The organism is Aquibium sp. A9E412 (genome assembly GCF_030398335.1).
Lineage (GTDB): Bacteria > Pseudomonadota > Alphaproteobacteria > Rhizobiales > Rhizobiaceae > A9E412.
The window spans coordinates 93,289-107,246 of sequence record NZ_JAOAOP010000007.1 but is presented as its reverse complement, the minus strand read 5'-3'; the positions used below and the strand labels follow the sequence as shown (position 1 = coordinate 107,246).

At 69.3% G+C, this 13,958-nt stretch carries 11 protein-coding genes and 1 pseudogene; 8 read left to right on the top strand and 4 right to left on the bottom strand.

Annotated features, from left to right (window positions below):
* Positions 1-182 precede the first annotated feature (182 nt).
* From N1F89_RS05320 to N1F89_RS05310, 3 genes and pseudogenes are all read left to right on the top strand, one after another.
* Positions 183-1,121 (top strand): transposase, encoded by a 939-nt coding sequence (locus tag N1F89_RS05320; RefSeq protein WP_290082267.1) that lies wholly within the window; start codon positions 183-185, stop codon positions 1,119-1,121.
* 78 nt (positions 1,122-1,199) lie between these two features.
* A pseudogene (locus tag N1F89_RS05315) lies at positions 1,200-2,123 on the top strand (IS481 family transposase); the annotation flags it as partial.
* A gap of 18 nt (positions 2,124-2,141) precedes the next feature.
* Positions 2,142-3,545, top strand: coding sequence for an FAD-binding oxidoreductase (locus N1F89_RS05310; protein ID WP_354670306.1), 1,404 nt, complete (start codon positions 2,142-2,144; stop codon positions 3,543-3,545).
* A 97-nt stretch (positions 3,546-3,642) separates the two neighbouring features.
* Here N1F89_RS05310 and dctP read toward each other — a convergent pair whose 3' ends face one another.
* Genes dctP through N1F89_RS05290 form a run of 4 tightly spaced genes read right to left on the bottom strand, consistent with a single transcriptional unit; the run spans position 3,643 to position 7,423 of the window.
* Positions 3,643-4,731 (bottom strand): TRAP transporter substrate-binding protein DctP, encoded by a 1,089-nt coding sequence (gene dctP, locus N1F89_RS05305; protein ID WP_290082266.1) that lies wholly within the window; start codon positions 4,729-4,731, stop codon positions 3,643-3,645.
* A gap of 40 nt (positions 4,732-4,771) precedes the next feature.
* Complete coding sequence (locus N1F89_RS05300) at positions 4,772-6,091, bottom strand: TRAP transporter large permease subunit (protein ID WP_290082264.1); 1,320 nt, start codon at positions 6,089-6,091, stop codon at positions 4,772-4,774.
* Positions 6,088-6,612 carry a TRAP transporter small permease subunit gene (locus N1F89_RS05295; RefSeq protein ID WP_290082261.1) on the bottom strand — a complete coding sequence of 175 codons (525 nt, stop codon included), beginning with the start codon at positions 6,610-6,612 and terminating at the stop codon, positions 6,088-6,090. Before N1F89_RS05295 ends, N1F89_RS05300 begins: the two co-directional genes overlap by 4 nt.
* A 52-nt stretch (positions 6,613-6,664) precedes the next feature.
* Entirely contained in the window at positions 6,665-7,423 is a 759-nt protein-coding gene (locus N1F89_RS05290) for a DeoR/GlpR family DNA-binding transcription regulator (RefSeq protein ID WP_290082257.1), read from the bottom strand.
* Positions 7,424-7,589: 166 nt separating this feature from the next.
* Here N1F89_RS05290 and N1F89_RS05285 point away from each other — a divergent pair, with 166 nt between their 5' ends.
* The 5 genes from N1F89_RS05285 (at position 7,590) to N1F89_RS05265 (ending at position 13,956) form a co-directional block, all read left to right on the top strand.
* Entirely contained in the window at positions 7,590-9,038 is a 1,449-nt protein-coding gene (locus N1F89_RS05285; protein WP_290082254.1) for an NAD(P)/FAD-dependent oxidoreductase, read from the top strand.
* Positions 9,028-10,275 carry an FAD-dependent oxidoreductase gene (locus N1F89_RS05280; RefSeq protein WP_290082252.1) on the top strand — a complete coding sequence of 416 codons (1,248 nt, stop codon included), beginning with the start codon at positions 9,028-9,030 and terminating at the stop codon, positions 10,273-10,275. The genes N1F89_RS05285 and N1F89_RS05280 overlap by 11 nt, the downstream gene beginning before the upstream one ends.
* Positions 10,272-11,726: an FGGY family carbohydrate kinase gene (locus N1F89_RS05275; RefSeq protein ID WP_290082250.1), complete on the top strand. Its 1,455-nt coding sequence runs from the start codon at positions 10,272-10,274 to the stop codon at positions 11,724-11,726. Before N1F89_RS05280 ends, N1F89_RS05275 begins: the two co-directional genes overlap by 4 nt.
* 113 nt (positions 11,727-11,839) lie before the next feature.
* Positions 11,840-12,583, top strand: a complete 744-nt coding sequence (locus N1F89_RS05270) for an N-formylglutamate amidohydrolase (RefSeq protein ID WP_290082247.1) — start codon at positions 11,840-11,842, stop codon at positions 12,581-12,583.
* The gene (locus N1F89_RS05265; RefSeq protein ID WP_290082244.1) at positions 12,580-13,956 is read left to right on the top strand and encodes a glutamine synthetase family protein; all 1,377 of its coding nucleotides are present in this window, start codon (positions 12,580-12,582) and stop codon (positions 13,954-13,956) included. The genes N1F89_RS05270 and N1F89_RS05265 overlap by 4 nt, the downstream gene beginning before the upstream one ends.
* Positions 13,957-13,958 lie beyond the last annotated feature (2 nt).

Genomic DNA, 13,958 nt, shown 5'->3' with positions numbered 1-13,958 from the left:
ACAGGCGAAGACAGGACCGCCGGGAGAGAGTGTCAGCCCGCTCCCGGCGGCGAGGGTCGGATCGGAAGATCGCGGACCGTTTGACGGGTCGAGCTTGAGTGTGATCGCCCTCGTCTTTCCCTTGAGGCCTGAATGGATACCCGCAGTTCGGCTGCGGACGACAAGCACAGGACAAGCGAAAGATGACCAACAATACCATCGGTGTCGATATCTCGAAAGACCATCTGGATGCCCACCGCATGAGCGACGGCGCAGCGCGACGCTTCGCCAATGACAGGCACGGCCACCAAGCCTTGCTGACATGGGTGGGTGAGAACACCGGCCCGCGCATCGTCTACGAACCGACGGGACCCTATCACCGGGCCTTCGAACGGAAGCTGGCAAAGACGGGTTGCGCCATGGTCAAGGTCAATCCACGCCAGGCAAGGCGGTTTGCGGAGGCCACCGGCACGTTCGCCAAGACCGACAGGCTGGATGCGGCCATGCTGGCGCGCATGGGCGCGCTGCTCGAACTCGAGCCGCGGCCGGCGCGCAGTCCGATGCTCAACGATCTCAAGGACCTGCACATGGCCCGCGAGGCGCTGGTGAAGAACCGAACGGCGGCCAGAAACAGGGCAAAGAACCTGAGCTTGTCCATCCTCAAGCGTCACAACACGGAGCAACTGCGGCAGATCGAGCGTCAGATGGCCGCGATCGAGAAAGAGATCATCACCTTGATCAAGGCCAACGCCGGCCTCTGCGAACGCTTCGACATCCTCGTGTCGATACCCGGTGTCTCGGCCATCACAGCCTTCGCGCTGATCATCGACATGCCCGAACTGGGCACCCTCGAAAACGGCCAGGCCGCATCGCTCGCTGGCCTGGCTCCCATCGCCCGGCAGTCCGGCCAGTGGACCGGCCGCGCTTTCATTCGCGGCGGCCGGGCCAATGTCCGTCAAGCGCTCTACATGCCCGCTCTCGTCGCCATGCGCTTCAATCCCGACCTAAAGGCAAAATACGAAAAACTCGTCGCGGTCGGAAAGCCACCCAAAAAGGCCATCACAGCCATCATGCGAAAGCTCATCGTCCTCGCAAACGCCCTGATCAGGGACAGCCGAAAATGGACGCCAAGGCTGGCTTGACCAAAACGGATACTCTAGGTGTCTGGTCCCACCATGTGATGGAATCAGTTTAGCTGATGCTGTTTGGAGGGATCAGGTATGGGCCAGGTACTTCACGGCAGCGCCACGACGACGCACGCCATCCGAGCTGCGATACAGCGATCGAAGGCTCCGCTCAAAGAGTTAGCGGTGCAGTATGGGCTCAACCAGAAGACCGTCGCCAAGTGGCGCAAGCGGGCCTTCGTCCACGATGCCCCGATGGGCCCGAAGGTCGTCCGCTCGACTGTGCTGACACCTGAGGAGGAAGCGGCGATTGTCGCCTTCCGGCGCCACACGCTGCTGCCGCTCGACGACTGTCTCTATGCCCTGCAAGCGACGATCCCGCATCTGACCCGCTCCTCGCTGCACCGGTGCCTGCAGCGCCACGGCATCAGTCGGCTGCCGGACGTGGAAGGCGACAAGCCCAAGAAGGCCTTCAGGCGCTATCCTATCGGCTACTTCCACATCGATATCGCCGAGGTCAGGACCGAGGAGGGCAAGCTCCACCTATTCGTGGCCATCGATAGAACCAGCAAGTTCGCCTTTGCCCAGCTGCATCGAGCCGCCAACGTCAAGACGGCCGCCGGCTTCCTACAAGCCTTGGCCGACGCCGTTCCCTACAAGATCCACACCGTACTCACCGACAACGGCATCCAGTTCGGCGACGCCACCCAGCATCGCTCAGGACCGACTGCCCGCTATCGCGTGCATATGTTCGACAGGGTCTGTCTGGAGCACGGCATCGAGCATCGCTTCACCAAGCCCAATCATCCTTGGACCAACGGCCAGGTTGAGAGGATGAACCGGACGCTCAAGGAGGCGACCGTCCGGCGTTATCACTACAGCACCCACCATCAATTGAGCGCTCACCTCGCCACGTTCCTCGACGCTTACAACTTCGCCAAACGGCTCAAGACCCTAAACGGCCTCACGCCCTACGAGGCCATTTGCAAGGCATGGGCATCAGAACCAGAGCGCTTTCTACGCGAGCCCACCCAGCTTATGTCGGGACTGAACACGCGACCAATTGGCCGATCGCGGTGTCTCGCTCGTTCATTCGACGCCGGAAGAGCTGAGCGCGTTCGTGAGCAACGAGATCGACCGGTGGATCGACGTGGCCGAACGGGCCGGCGTGTCGATCGAATAGGACAGGAGCGGAAAATGGAGAACCGGTCGGTCACGGTGATCGGCGGTGGCATCGTCGGACTTTGCACGGCTTTCCACCTCCAGAAGCGCGGCGCGCGGGTCACGGTGATCGACCGGTCCTTCTCGACGGACGGAGCATCATCCGGCAATGCGGGGTCGGTGAGCCCTGGCTCGGTGGTGCCCGTTGCGTACAAGGGAATGATCCGCGACATTCCGCGGATGCTCCTCGACCCGTCCGGGCCGCTGCGTGTGACCGTCGAGGGATTGCGCCATCACAGCCTCTGGCTTGCCCGCTTCCTCATGGAATCGTCGGAGCGCCGCATCAGGGCGAGCGCTGAAACGCTCTCGAAGCTGTTGGACGCGAGTCTGAGCGCGCATGTCGATCTGCTCGAGGCGATCGGCTCGCTCGACCTTCTGCAGCGGACCGGGCAACTGCATGTCTATCCGGATATCCGTGCCCGCGAACGGGACCGCTTCGGCTGGAACCTTCGCAGAGAGTATGGCGTGCAGGTCGAGGAACTGGACCGCGAGGGCATCCTCGAAATCGAACCGTCGATCGGGCCGCGCTACACGGCCGGCATGTTCCTTCCCGAACAGGGAATGATCGTCGACCCCGGCGCTTATGTCGGGCGTTTGTGCAGCGTGCTGCGGCAAGGCGGCGTGCGTCTTGTAACGGACGAGGTGAGGACGATCGAACTTGACGGGGATCGCGCCGTCCGCCTGGTGTGCAGCCAGCAGACCCGCGAATGCGAAGAGGTGGTTCTGTGCGGCGGGGCCTGGTCGCGGGACCTGCTCCGGAAGATCGGCGTCAAGCTTCCGCTTGCCAACCAGAGAGGCTTCCATGTCGAGTTCGAGGAATCGGGCATCGGCATCCGCAGGATCGTTGTTCTCGCCGACCGGAAGGTCTTCGTCACGCCGATGCGCCAGGGCGTCAGAGCTGCCGGGACGGTCGAGATCACGCCGCTTTCCAGTGCGGTGGACATGCGGCGGGCCGATGCTCTGGTCGGGCACGTCCGGCAGGCCTGGCCCGCACTGAAGGAGGAGCCGCACTCTCGGTGGTCCGGCGAAAGGCCCTGCCTTCCCGATTCTCTTCCCGTGATGGGCCAGACCCGAAGCAACCCGAACCTCTGGCTCAACTTCGGCCATGGCCACCTCGGCCTCACGCTGTCTGCGGTGGCGGGTGAAGAGATCGCGAAGTCGATGGCTGCACGACGACCGACGGAGCTCACCCGCCGGTTCGACTATAGCCGGTTCGGGTGAAGCCCCGGCCAACGGTTGTCGGCCGTCCGGTTGCGTCGGGCGGGGCAAAGATACGCGGCGGGCGCGGGGGGCCGCGCCCGCCGGTTTCGTGCGCCGGTCAGCGGTAGGGGTAGCCCGCCGCTTCCATCGTCGCGGCGTAGTCCTTGAACGCCTGCACCACCCGGCCGGCGCGTTCGGAGGAGGCGGCGATCTCGTCCCAGAACTCGGCCGCGTCGGCGACCACCTGCGCCCACTCCTCCGGCGGCAGCGAGGTGAGCTCCATCTTCTCGCCCTCGGTGCGCAGCTTGGCCTCGCCGCCCCAGTACCAGACCAGGCGGTAGTAGTGCGACTGGTCGATGGTGATCCTGAACAGCTCCTGCAGGTGCGGCGGCACCTTGTTCCAGCTCTCGGTGTTGGCGAAGTAGGAGCCGAACCAGGCGCCGGTGACGGAGTTGGTCAGCGCGTAGTTGCAGACATCGGCCCAGCCCACCTCGTAGGCCTCGGTGAAGCCGCACCAGGCGACGCCGTCGAGCTGGCCGGTCTGCAGCGCCACCTCGACGTCGTCCCACGGCACCGTCACCGGAATGAGCCCGTAGCGCGACAGGAAGCGGCCGGCCGTCGGCACGCCGAAGACGCGCTTGCCGCGCATGTCGGCGAGCGAGCGGATCGGCTCCTTGGTGAAGATGTGCAGCGGGTCCCAGGCGCCCGACGACAGCCAGGTGACGTTGTCGACCTCGTCATAGGCCTCCTGCCAGATCTCCTGCAGCCCGTAGTAGCGGAACAGCGAGGCGACATCGAGGCTGTAGCGGGTGGCGAAGGGGAAGTAGCCGCCGAACACCGAGATGTCGACGGGCGAGGCCATCGTCGCCTCGTCGGACTGCACGGCGTCGATCGTGCCGTTCTGCAGCGCGCGGAACAGCTCGCCGGTCGGCACGAGCTGGTCGGCGTAGTAGAGCTCGATCTCCATCTCGCCATTGGCCGCGGCGTTGAAGGCGTCGATCTGCGGCTTGATGACATGCGCGCCGAGCGGTGCCCCCGAATAGGTCTGCAGGCGCCACTTGATCGGCCCGTTCTGCGCGAGCACGGCCGGCGCGGCGAGCGACGAGGCCGCCGCCGCGGCGCCGCCGAGGCCCGCCTTCTTCAGGAAGCTGCGCCGGCTCGCCAGGATCGCCTGCGAGTGGGAGGGAGGCTTGATGCGGTCGGTCATGACTGGTCTCCTCTGCTGACCTGCCTGCGTCTGGCAACGCTCACCCGCGCACTGTTTCGGGCAGCCAGAGCGCGAGTTGCGGAAAGATCATCACCAGTGCGATCGTCGCGGCCATCATCGCCACGAAGGGCCAGATCGAGCGGTAGATGTCGATCAGGCTGATCTCACGCGGCGCGAGCGACCGCATGAGAAAGAGGTTGTAGCCGAAGGGCGGGGTTATGTAGGCGATCTGGCAGGTCATCGTGTACAGCACGCCGAACCAGACCAGGTCGAAGCCGAGGCTGTCGACGAGCGGAATGTAGAGCGGCGCGACGATGACCAGCATCGCGGTGTCGTCGAGGAACATGCCGAGCAGGATGAAGCTGACCTGCATCATCAGGATGACCTGCCAGGGCGTGAGCTCCCAGCGCGCCAGGAACAGCGATTCGATCGCGTTGACCGCGCCGATGCCGTCGAACACGGCGCCGAAGGCGAGCGCGGCCAGGATCAGCCACAGGAACATGCACGACACGGCGAGCGTCTTGCGCGCCGTCTCGTGGATGATGGCGAAGGTCAGCCGGCGCTTGACCAGCGCGGCGAGCGTCGCGGCCGAGGCGCCGACCGCCGAGCTCTCGACCAGGCTCGTGTAGCCGGTGACGAACAGGCCGGTCATGGCGAAGAAGATCAGGAACGGGATGATGCCGGCGCGCAGCAGCTTGAGCTTGTCGCGCAGGGGCATGGCCATCTCGTCGTCGGAGACGAGCGGCGCGAGCTCGGGATTGATGCGGCAGCGCACGACGATGTAGATGCCGAACATCGTCGCCATCAGCAGGCCGGGCACCACCCCGGCCAGCCACAGCGCGCTGACCGGCTCGCGCGCGATCATGCCGTAAAGCACCATGACGACGCTCGGCGGCACCAGGATGCCGAGCGACGAGCCGCCCTGGATCACCCCGGTGATCAGCACCTTGTCGTAGCCGCGCCGCAGCATCTCGGGCAGCGCGATCGTCGCGCCGATCGCCATGCCGGCGACCGACAGGCCGTTCATCGCCGAGATGATGACCATCAGCACGATCGTGCCGATCGCCAGCCCGCCGCGGAAGCGCCCGAACCACACGTGCAGCATCCGGTAGAGGTCTTCGGCGATGCCCGATTCGGCCAGCACGTAGCCCATGTAGATGAACAGGGGCAGCGTCAGCATCGGGAACCAGTTGAACAGCTTGAAAGCCTGGCTGAACGGCATCTCGACGCCGCCGGTGCCGTAGAGCAGCAGCGCCGCGCCGGCGGCCACGAAGCCGATCGCGGCGAACACGCGCTGGCCGGTCAGCAGCAGCACCATCATCGACGAGAACATCAAGATGGCGATCAGTTCGTAGCTCATGGCGCCTTGCTCTCGCGCAGCGTGGCGATGTGCTTGAAGACGAGCGACACGGTCTGCAGGATCATCAGCACGATGCAGGCCGCCATCAGCGCCTTGATCGGAATCATCGACGGATTCCACATCGAGAAGCGCCGCTCGTTGGTCTCGATGGCGTATTGCAGGCTCGAGATGGAGCCGAACAGCATCACCCCGAGATAGAACAGCAGGCAGACCATGGTGACCAGGTCGACCTTCGCCTTGCCGCGCACCGACAGCCGGTCGTAGAACAGGTCCATGCGCACATGGTCGTTGTTCTTCAGCGTCATCGCGCCGCCCATGAAGTAGTAGGCGGCGAGCGCGAACTGCGTCGCCTCGATGCCCCAGTGGATCGGGAAGCCGATGACGTTGTTCCAGATCGCGTCCAGAAGCAGGATGCCGATCATCAGGAAGATCAGGTACATGGCGACGATGCCGACATAGTCGGACAGCCGGTCGACCCACCGGACATAGGCCCTGGCCGCGCGGGTCACGGCCGCCGGCATCGGCTGCCCGCCGTCACGGCGGCCTCCCCCGACGGCTGTGCCGCAGCGCCGCTCATCTCACCTCCACGCGGGCCGCCGCCAGCGCCCTTGCGAAGGCGCCGCCAGGCGGCCTGTCGGACACGAAGACGTCGATCTCGTCGAGCCGGCAGACGCGGAACGCCGCCGTCCGCCCGGCCTTGCCCGCCGTCGCCACGACGATCGTGTTGCGCGCATGCCGGCGCATGCCGCGCGCGATCTGCGCCTCCTCGAAGCTGGCGTCCATCGCGCCGATCTCGGCGCTGATCGCCGACACGGTGAGGATCGCGTGGTCGGCCTGGAAGGCGCCGATCTGCTCGATCGCCATCGGTCCGACCGTCTGCGCGTTGCCGGTGCTGAACTGGCCGCCGAGCAGATAGGCGATCGTGCTCGTCCGGGCGGCCTCGAACGTCTCGGCGATGTGCACGGAATTGGTGATGACGGTGAACGGCCCGCGCGTCGCCAGCGCCTTGGCGCAGGCCAGCGTGGTCGAGCCGGTGTCGATCAAGAAGGTGTCGCCGGGCTCGAGCAGCGCGGCCAGCTTGCGGCCGATCACCAGCTTCGCCTCGGCGTCCTCGCCCATGCGGTCGGCGAAGGAGGCCTCGGTGGAAAGCCGCGCCCGCTTGGCGCCGCCATGCACCTTCTGCAGCCGGCCCTCCTCGCTGAGGAAGGTCAGATCGCGGCGGATCGTCTCGGCGGAAACCTGAAACCTGTGGGCGAGCTGCTCGACGCTCACCCGGCCGTGCCGGTTGACGGCGTCGACGATGTCTCCATGGCGCTGCTTCAGTTTCACCATGTGCCCTCCCGCAGCCGATTAAGCGGGAGTGCCATGCCCGTGTCAACACGGATAGTCCAGAAAAATGGCATTCCGGGCATGTTTCGGGAAGATTATTGACCGAACGGGCATCGCGTGCAAATCTTCGCTCGGGGGGAATGACCGATGCGCGCAGGCCCTGGGCGACATGTCCGCTGACCAAGCCGTTGCGAACGGAACGCTCGACGTCGCGGTGATCGGCGGCGGCGTCGTCGGTTGCGCCATCGTGCGGCGGCTGGCGCTGGCCGGCTGGCGTGCCTGCCTTCTGGAGAAGGCGCCCGACATCCTCGACGGCGCCTCCAAGGGCAACAGCGCCATCCTGCACACCGGGTTCGACGCGCCGCCGGGGTCGCTCGAGGCGCGCTGCATCGCCGAGGGCTACGCCGAGTTCCGCGCCATCCATGCCCGGCTCGGCCTGCCGCTGATCGAGACCGGCGCGCTGGTGCTCGCCTGGGACGACGCGCAGGAGGCGCGGCTCGACGACCTGATGGCCAAGGCCCGCCGGAACGGCGTCGACGACGTCGAGCCGCTGTCGGCGCGGGCGCTGCGCGCGCTCGAGCCGGAGCTCGCGCCGTCGGTGAAGGCCGGCTTCCGGGTGCCGGGCGAGCACGTCATCGACCCGTGGTCGACGCCCTATGCCTACCTGCTGCAGGCGGTCGAGAACGGCGCGCTGTTCCTGCCGCGCTGCGCGGTGACCGGCGGCGCGTTCGACGGCGCGCGCTGGACGCTGCGCACGAGCCGCGGGCAGATCCGCGCCCGGCTGGTCGTCAACGCCGCCGGGCTACACGGCGACCGGGTCGAGCGGCTGCTGACCGGCGAGAGCGGCTTCACGATCCGGCCGCGCAAGGGCCAGTTCGTCGTCTTCGACAAGCCGGCCGCCGGGCTCTGCCGCCACATCCTGCTGCCGGTGCCGAGCGAGACGACGAAGGGCATCGTCGTCTGCCGCACGGCCTACGGCAATCTTCTGGTCGGGCCGACGGCCGAGGAGCAGGACGACCGCGAACGCGCCGCGGTGGACCGGGCGACGCTCGAGCGGCTGCGCGCGGCGGGCGAGGCGATCCTGCCGGCGCTCGCCGGCCAGGAGGTCAACGCGGTCTATGCCGGCCTGCGGCCGGCCACCGAACGCAAGGACTACCGCATCGCGGCGCGCGACGGGCTCAACTACGTCGCCGTCGGCGGCATCCGCTCGACCGGGCTGAGCGCCGCGCTCGGCATCGCCCGCCACGTGCTCGGGCTGTGCGAGGGGCTGGCGGGCGGCGCCGCCACGCCGCCCGAGAGGCCGGTCTGGCCGGCGCTGCGCAACATCGCCGAGGGCCGGCCGCGCGACTGGCAGGCACCCGGCAACGGCGGCATCGTGTGCCACTGCGAGCTGGTCACCCGACGCGAGATCGAGGAGGCGCTTCGCGGCCCCTTGCGCGCGCAGAGCCTGGCCGGCCTCAAGCGCCGCACGCGCGTCACCATGGGGCGCTGCCAGGGCTTCTACTGCACGGCCGAACTGGCGGCGATCACCGCCGGCCGCTTCGCGCGGCCGATCGCCGGCGCGCCCGCCCGCGACGCGGCGGCCGGCGAACCGGCGGAGCGCGCGCATGCCGGCTGACCTGCCGGCCACGGCCGACGTGGCGATCATCGGCGCCGGTCCGGCCGGCCTCGCCGCGGCGGTCCGGCTGCGCGAGCGCGGGATCGGGCATGTCGTCGTGCTCGACCGCGAGGCCGAGCCGGGCGGCATCCCCCGCCATTGCGGGCACTATCCCTACGGCGTCCGCGAGTACGGCCGGCTGATGAAGGGGCCGGCCTATGCGCGGCGCAACGTCGAGGCGGCGCGCCGGGCCGGCGTCGCGATCTTCCCCCGCACGACGGTCGTCAGGCTCGACGCCGGGCCGCTGCTCACCGTCTCGCGCGACGACGGCGTGTCGCAGATCGCGGCCGGTCGCGTGCTCCTGTCGACCGGCGTGCGCGAGGCGACCCGGGCGCAGCGGCTGATCGGCGGCACCAAGCCGGGCGGCGTGCTGTCGACCGGCGCGCTGCAGGGGCTGGTCTACCTGGAGGGGCTCAGGCCGTTCGAACGGCCGGTGGTGCTCGGCACCGAGCTGGTGGCGTTCTCCGCGCTGATGACCTGCGGCCATCTCGGCATCCGCCCGGTGGCGATGATCGAGCCGGGCGCGGCGACGACGGCGCGCTGGCCGGCCGGTCTGTACCCGCGGCTGCGCGGCATCCCGCTGCTGCTCGGCACGCGGATCGAGGAGATCGTCGGCCGCGAGCGGGTCGAGGCCGTGGTCGTCCGCGGCCCCGACGGCGCGCGCCGGACGATCGGCACCGACGGCGTGATCGTGTCCGGCGGCTTCCGCCCCGAGGCCACCCTGCTCGATGCCAGCCACCTGGTGCGCGACCCGCGCACCGGCGGACCGGAGGTCGACCAGTTCGGCCGCTGCTCCGATCCGGCCTTTTTCGCGGCCGGCAACATGCTGCATCCGGTCGAGACAGCGGGCTGGTGCTGGCGCGAAGGGCGGGCGGTGGCCGACGCGATCGCCGACAGCCTGGCCGGCCTGCTGCCGGCCCGCGATGCGGTGGTGCGCCTCGAGACGTCGGGCGACATGCTGAAATACGTGCTGCCGCAGGTGCTGGTGCCGGACCGCCGGGCAGCCCCGCTCGGCCGCCTGCAGCTTCGCCTGTCGCGCCCGGCGCACGGCACGCTCACGCTGCGCCAGGGCACGGACGCCAGAGCGCTGGCCAGGATCGACAGCCGGCCGGAGCGGCGCATCACCGTGCCGCTCGACCGGCTGCCGCCGCTGGTGTCCGGCCAGGCGCAGCTCGCCCTGCAGGACGGGCCGCGATGAGCTTTCTCGCCATCGATCAGGGCACGACGAGCACGCGCGGCATCGTCTTCGAGCCGGACGGCCGGGCGGAGGTCGTCTTCCAGGCCGCGCACGAGCAGTATTATCCGCAGCCGGGCTGGGTCGAGCACGATCCCGAGCAGCTTCTGGCCAATGTGCGCGGCTGCTTCGAGGCGGCGGCCGCGCGCGGCCCGCTCGCCGCCGCCGGCATCGCCAACCAGGGCGAAAGCTGCCTCGCCTGGGACGCGCGCACCGGCGAGGCGCTTGCGCCGGTGATCGTCTGGCAGGACGACCGCACGGCGGCCGACACGGCGCGGCTGAAGGCGCAGGGCGCCGAGGCGCTGACGCTCGAGCGCTCCGGCCTGCCGCTCGACCCCTATTTCTCGGCCTCCAAGCTCGGCTGGATCCTGTCGCACGTGCCGCGTGCCCGGGCGCTCGCCGAGGCCGGCCGGCTGCGGCTCGGCACAACCGACGCCTTCTTCCGCGACCGCCTGACCGGCCGCTTCGCCACCGACGTTTCGACCGCCTCGCGCACCGCCTTGATGGCGCTGGACGACTGCCGCTGGGACGCCGAGCTGTGCGCGCTGTTCGGCGTGCCGCTCGGGGCGCTGCCCGAGATCGGCGACACGCTCGGCGATCTCGGCGCCGTGCCGGCCGGCGGCCAGACCGTGCCGCTGACGGCGAGCGTCGTCGACCAGCAGGCCTCGCTCTACGGCCATGGCTGCCGGCGGCCGGGCGACCTCAAGATCACCTTCGGCACCGGCGCCTTCGCGCTGACGCTGACCGGCCACGAACGGCCGCCGACCGGCGACGGCCTGCTGCCCACCGTGGCCTGGCGCAAGCCCGGCGAGGCGGCGGCCTATGCGCTCGACGGCGGCGTCTACACCGTGTCGGCGGCGGCCAACTGGGCGCGCTCGCTCGGCCTGTTCGACGCCTTCGAGGACGTCGCGGCCTTCGACGGTCCGCCGGCCGCCGCGCGCGGCCTCTATTTCGTGCCGGCGCTGGCCGGGCTCGCCTGTCCGCACTGGGACCGCACCGCGCGCGCGAGCTGGCTCGGCCTCACCCTCGACACGCACAAGCGCGACATGGTGCGCGCCGTCTTCGAGGGCATCGCCTTCCGCACGGCAGAGGTCGTCGGCGCGATCGAGGCGGTGCAGCCGGTCGCGCCACCGGTTTCCATCGACGGCGGCATGAGCGCCAACCCGCATTTCGTCCGCTTTCTCGCCGACACGCTCGGCCGGCCGCTGCGCGTGTCCGACAATCCCGAGCTGTCGGCGCTCGGCACGGCGATGCTGGCCGCCGAGGGCGCGGGCAGGCAGATCGCGCGGCCGCCCGGCGGCACGCTGGTCGAGCCGCGCGGCCAGCCCGAGGCCTATCGGAAGGGGTTCGAGGCGGCGCGTCGGGCCGTCCAGGCGTTCGGCGCGGCCATGGCGGGCGGGGCCGCCCGGCGATGAGCGATGCGCCCGCCAGGCCGCGATTGGCAGAGCCAGCGGCCTGCGCTATGCCCGGCGTTCGGGAGGGAAAATCCGTGCCAGCCGCCCTCAGCGATCAGCCCGTGGATGGGCCGGTGCGTGTCGTCAACCGGGATGGCGCCTCGCCCGTCGTGCTGGTTTGCGAGCATGCGTCGAACCGCATTCCCGCCGTCTATGGCGACCTCGGCCTCGACGCCGAGGCGCGCGCCAGCCATGCCGCCTACGATCCCGGCGCGCTGCCGGTGGCCGAGCGGCTGAGCGCGCTGTTCGACGCGCCGCTGGTCGCCGGCACGGTGTCGCGCCTCGTCTACGACCTGAACCGCCCGCCCGAGGCGCCATCGGCGATGCCGGCGCGGTCCGAGCGGTTCGAGATAGCCGGCAACCGCGGCCTCGCGCCGGCCGAGCGGGCGGCGCGCGTCGCGTGCGTCTACCGGCCGTTCGAGCGCGCGCTCGCCGGGCTGCTCGAGGCGCGCGGCAGCGGCGTGCTCGTCACCGTGCACAGCTTCACCCCGGTCTTTCACGGCCGGCCGCGCAGCACCGAGATCGGCATCCTGCACGACGCCGACGCGCGGCTGGCCGACCGCATGCTCGCCCTGGCGCCGGCGGTGCCCGGCCTGCGCGCGGAGCGCAACCGGCCCTACGGTCCGCAGGACGGCGTCACCCACACGCTCGTCCGCCACGCGCTTCCGCGCGGCTGGCCGAACGTCATGCTCGAGATCCGCAACGACCTGATCGCCAGCGCGGCCGACCAGGACGAGATGGCCCGCCGGCTGCATGCCCTGATCGAACGCGCCATGGCACAATTGCCGACCGACAACGACCGGAGAGACCGCCCATGACGACCGACACACCGCCCGCCATGACCTTCGAGGAGCTCTCGGAGCTCGCCGGATCGGGCGTGATCGACACGGTGCTGGTGTGCCTGGTCGACATGCAGGGCCGGCTGATGGGCAAGCGCTTCCACGCCCGGCACTTCGTCGCCTCCGGCTACAAGGAGACGCACTGCTGCGACTACCTGCTGGCCACCGATCTCGAGATGGCGACGCCGCCCGGCTATGCGGCGACGAGCTGGGAGAAGGGCTATGGCGACTATGCGATGAAACCCGACCTTGCCACGCTGCGCCCGGTGCCGTGGCTCGACGGCACGGCCATGGTGCTGTGCGACGTGCTCGACCACCGCACGCACGAGCCGGTGCCGCACGATCCGCGCGCGGTGCTCAAGCGGCAGATCGAGCGGCTGGCCGCGCTCGGCTACGACGCGATGGCGGCCACCGAGCTGGAGTTCTTCCTCTTCGAGGACAGCTACGACACGCTGCGCAAGCGCGGCTACCGGCCGCTGCTGCCGATCTCCGGCTACAACGAGGACTACAACATCTTCCAGACCACCAAGGAAGAAGCGGTGATGCGGCCGGTGCGCAACCACCTCTTCGCCGCCGGCATCCCGGTGGAGAACTCCAAGGGCGAGGCCGAGGCCGGTCAGGAGGAGCTCAACATCCGCTACGCCACCGCGCTGCTGTGCGCCGACTACCACACGATCGCCAAGCACGCGGTCAAGGAGATCGCCTGGCAGAACGGCGTCGCCGCGACGTTCATGCCGAAATGGGACCACCGCCGCGTCGGCAGCGCCTCGCACATCCACCAGTCGCTGTGGCAGGACGGCGCGCCGGCCTTCTTCGAGCCCGATGCGGCGCTCGGCATGTCGGCGGCGATGAAAGCCTACCTCGCCGGCGTGATCCGCTACGCGCGCGACTACACCGTCTTCCTCGCGCCCTACGTCAACAGCTACAAGCGCTTCGTCAGGGGCACCTTCGCGCCGACCCGCATCGCCTGGTCGGTCGACAACCGCACGGCCGGCTTCCGGCTGTGCGGCGAGGGCACGCCGGCGGTGCGGCTGGAATGCCGGATCGGCGGGTCGGACCTCAACCCCTACCTGGCGCAGGCGGCTATGATGGCGGCCGGCATCGCCGGCCTCGAGGAGGGGCTCGCGCTCGAGCCGCCCTCGACGGGCGACCTCTACGGCGACGACAGCGCGCCGGAGATCCCCGCGACGCTGCGCGAGGCGACCGAGGCGCTGCGCGGGTCGGCCATGCTGCGCGCGGCGATGGGCGACGCGGTGGTCGAGCACTACACGCGCTGCGCCGAATGGGAGCAGGAAGAGTTCGATCGCGTGGTCACCGACTGGGAGATCGCGCGCGGTTTCGAGAGGTCTTGAAC

What these genes read in the sequence shown, in the direction of transcription:
- N1F89_RS05320 (WP_290082267.1), top strand. Translation starts at nt 183, where the DNA reads ATGACCAACAATACCATCGGTGTCGATATCTCGAAAGACCATCTGGAT.
- N1F89_RS05310 (WP_354670306.1), top strand. Translation starts at nt 2,142, where the DNA reads ATGTCGGGACTGAACACGCGACCAATTGGCCGATCGCGGTGTCTCGCT.
- dctP (WP_290082266.1), bottom strand. Translation starts at nt 4,731, where the DNA reads ATGACCGACCGCATCAAGCCTCCCTCCCACTCGCAGGCGATCCTGGCG.
- N1F89_RS05300 (WP_290082264.1), bottom strand. Translation starts at nt 6,091, where the DNA reads ATGAGCTACGAACTGATCGCCATCTTGATGTTCTCGTCGATGATGGTG.
- N1F89_RS05295 (WP_290082261.1), bottom strand. Translation starts at nt 6,612, where the DNA reads ATGCCGGCGGCCGTGACCCGCGCGGCCAGGGCCTATGTCCGGTGGGTC.
- N1F89_RS05290 (WP_290082257.1), bottom strand. Translation starts at nt 7,423, where the DNA reads ATGGTGAAACTGAAGCAGCGCCATGGAGACATCGTCGACGCCGTCAAC.
- N1F89_RS05285 (WP_290082254.1), top strand. Translation starts at nt 7,590, where the DNA reads ATGTCCGCTGACCAAGCCGTTGCGAACGGAACGCTCGACGTCGCGGTG.
- N1F89_RS05280 (WP_290082252.1), top strand. Translation starts at nt 9,028, where the DNA reads ATGCCGGCTGACCTGCCGGCCACGGCCGACGTGGCGATCATCGGCGCC.
- N1F89_RS05275 (WP_290082250.1), top strand. Translation starts at nt 10,272, where the DNA reads ATGAGCTTTCTCGCCATCGATCAGGGCACGACGAGCACGCGCGGCATC.
- N1F89_RS05265 (WP_290082244.1), top strand. Translation starts at nt 12,580, where the DNA reads ATGACGACCGACACACCGCCCGCCATGACCTTCGAGGAGCTCTCGGAG.